At 64.8% G+C, this 2,968-nt stretch carries 3 protein-coding genes; all 3 read left to right on the forward strand.

Annotated features, from left to right (window positions below):
• Positions 1-727, forward strand: a 727-nt coding sequence (locus EV641_RS29020; RefSeq protein ID WP_132476962.1) for a tyrosine-type recombinase/integrase, incomplete at its 5' end; no start/stop codon positions are given.
• Positions 693-2,615: a tyrosine-type recombinase/integrase gene (locus EV641_RS29025; RefSeq protein WP_132476964.1), complete on the forward strand. Its 1,923-nt coding sequence runs from the start codon at positions 693-695 to the stop codon at positions 2,613-2,615. The genes EV641_RS29020 and EV641_RS29025, both read left to right, overlap by 35 nt.
• A complete protein-coding gene (locus EV641_RS29030; RefSeq protein WP_042449101.1) occupies positions 2,612-2,917 on the forward strand; it encodes a DUF6262 family protein in 306 nt (101 codons plus the stop codon). Before EV641_RS29025 ends, EV641_RS29030 begins: the two co-directional genes overlap by 4 nt.
• Positions 2,918-2,968 lie beyond the last annotated feature (51 nt).

Below are 2,968 nucleotides of genomic sequence, written 5' to 3' on the forward strand. Positions count from 1 at the left end.
CGGGCTATTCACCTTCCGCACGCTGCGCGAACCCGAGCTGCGCAACCCGATCCCCAGCGGACGGGAAGCCCGCAGAGTCAGCGCCGAAGAACGCGACGGTCTACTCGGCCACCTCGTCCGGCCCAAACGCCGATCGGCGCTACGCCTGCGGGAACCCCGCCGACTACCACGCCCGCTCGACCGTCGTGAAACAGCGGATCTGCTCTCCAGCCTACGGACGTGGCGAGACCGCTCCATCGCTGGCCTGATGTTGCTCTCCGGCTTACGATCTGGAGAGATCCTCACCCTCGACGTCACCGATATCGACATCGGTGCCCGCTGGATACGGATCTTCGGCAAAGGCGCCAAGGAACGCCGGGTGCCACTCGATGTGGAAGTCGCCGGGCTGATCCAAACGTATCTGCTCACCGAACGCCCCGAATCGACGAGCACCCGCCTGTTCCTCGTCGCGAAAGGCCCGAACCGGGGGCAGCCGTTGACCCCAGCCGGTTTGCGGACCATCTTCCGCTACCACCGCATCAAATCGGGAGTGCCCGCAGGACATCCGCATGCACTTCGACATACCTTCGGCACCGCGATGGCCGAAGCCGGTGTCGATCTGGCAGTGATGCAGGCACTGCTCGGGCACGCGCACGTCGACACCACAGCCCGCTATATCCATCTGACACCCACCCACGTCAAGGCGGAATTCGATGCAGCCCGCACACGACTACGCACCCGCACCTGAGAGTGAGAGGCCGGCGGACGTCTACGCCGCCTATCTGGTCCACCTGCAGCGGCGCGGCCGCGGCAACACCGCCTACACCCAGGCCGCTCGCTCGTTCCTGAGGCGCTGGCCGCAGGTCGGGCGGTGGGCAGACCTGCCACTCGACACACGATTGGCGGCGAACTGCTCGACCCGCCCGTTCATCACATTCCTGATGGTCAGCCGACGGCTGCAGCCGGGCTACGACTACCTCGTCCACCGCAAATTGTCGAGTCTCTGGCACGAATTGACCGACAGCTGCCTCGAACCGGATTTGAATCAGTTCATCGGCGCAGCAAGCGAATTGGGATTCAGCCAGCGCGTCGCGTCCGCCATCGGCTCGCAGATCATCGCCAGGCTATTGATCCAGACCGGACTCCCTCTGGCAGATCTGCGCGAAAGTGATCTGCAGGACCTATTGCACGCGTGTGATATTCGCCAGATGCATACCGGTCGAGGAGCCAAGCACTATCGCGCCACCACTCACAGTGCCCGCCAGATCCTCTTCCACCTGGGGATCCTCGACAGTGAAGCACGACCGGCGGTCACTCCACTTTCCCTCGAGGAGCGGATGGCCGATGTTCCCTCTGCGCTGCGGCCGGCGTTCGTGGCCTACCTGCACCGCAAACGCGCCACCTGCACTCCCAAGACGGTCAGCAGCCTGGCCACCCGGCTGGCACATTTCGGCCGCTACCTCGCCGCCGTCGACCCCGATATCGTCTCGTTGGCCGCACTGGATCGGCGCCGACACATCGAACCGTTCATCACATCGCTGACCACCACCGTCAACAGTGTCACCGGTGAGCCGATCACCGTCGCAGACCGGATCCGACGCGTCCACGCGGTCGGCAATTTCCTCGCCGAGATCACCGAATGGGGTTGGGACGATGCACCACCACGGAAGTTGATCTTCCGCGCTGATCTGCCTCGTGCACAACGCGTCCTGCCTCGATATCTACCCGTCGATGCGGATCGTAAACTCACAGCAGCACTGTCGAATTCGACATACCGACTCGCCGCCGATGCACTGCTCGTGCAGCGCGCATGCGGGCTGCGGATCGGGGAACTCCTCGACCTCGAGCTCGACTGCATCCACGAAATCCCCGGACAGGGATCCTGGCTGAAAGTTCCTCTCGGCAAACTCGACTCCGAACGGATGATCCCCGTCGACGAGGAAGTCCTCACCCTCGTCGACCGCATCACCGCCACCCGCTCACCCGGCCGGCCGCTCCGCCATCCCCGGACCGGTGCTCCCGCCGATTTCCTGTTTACTCATCACGGAAAACGACTCTCGCAGAGCGCAGTACGGCAAGAGTTGAACAGGGCTGCCGCCGAGGCCGGGTTGGGGCACATCACCCCGCACCAACTCCGGCACACCTACGCCACGGCGTTGATCAACGCCGGCGTGTCCTTGCAAGCCCTGATGGCCCTGCTCGGACACGTGTCGACCCAGATGAGTCTGCGTTACGCGCACCTGTTCGATGCCACGGTGCGCAGCGAATACGAACGTGCTCTGAACCTGGCGAAGAGCCACATCGGGCCGATTCCCGCAGGCCGCACCCAGCTCCCGCTGACCGACGTCACCGGCGACGGCGGGTGGAAAGACGCGCCAGCGATCAAATCGCGGCTGGCCGGCGGGTATTGCCTGCGGGCACCCGCGCAAGGCTCCTGCCCGTATGCCAACATCTGCGAGCATTGTCCGAGTTTCCATACCGACTCCACTCACCTCGCTGTCCTTTCAGCGCAACGCGTCGACGCCCGGGACCTCGCCGATGATGCGGAGAAGCGGGGCTGGATCGAGGAGGCGGAGCGGCATCGCGCTCTGGTGTCCCGACTCGACGTGTTGATCTCCGAATCGGCGGCCGGATGAGCGAGAATGCCCTGGTCAGGGTCGAGCAGGTCTGCGTTGAGCTCGCCGCCGTGGGCGAGCCGATCACGTTCACTGCCGTCGCCGAACGCGCCCGGGTCGGTCGGGCGACGCTCTACCGCAACACTCAGTTGCGAGCTGTCGTCGACGAACACCGCACCCGGCAAACCGAGGCTCGCACTTTGACCGGTCTGGCCACCGAGGTCGCGCACCTGCGCATCGTCGTTGAAGAGCTTGCCGGCAGCGTCACCCGACACGAGGAGCAACTGCGACGGCTTCGCCGTAGTCCGCCACGCCGGCGATGAACCATTCCGACCGCGATGGCCGCGATCTGGGGCACGATTAGCCGGTCAATG

The sequence above is a fragment of the Rhodococcus sp. SMB37 genome (assembly GCF_004345605.1).
Lineage (GTDB): Bacteria > Actinomycetota > Actinomycetes > Mycobacteriales > Mycobacteriaceae > Rhodococcus.

What these genes read in the sequence shown, in the direction of transcription:
- EV641_RS29025 (WP_132476964.1), top strand. Translation starts at nt 693, where the DNA reads ATGCAGCCCGCACACGACTACGCACCCGCACCTGAGAGTGAGAGGCCG.
- EV641_RS29030 (WP_042449101.1), top strand. Translation starts at nt 2,612, where the DNA reads ATGAGCGAGAATGCCCTGGTCAGGGTCGAGCAGGTCTGCGTTGAGCTC.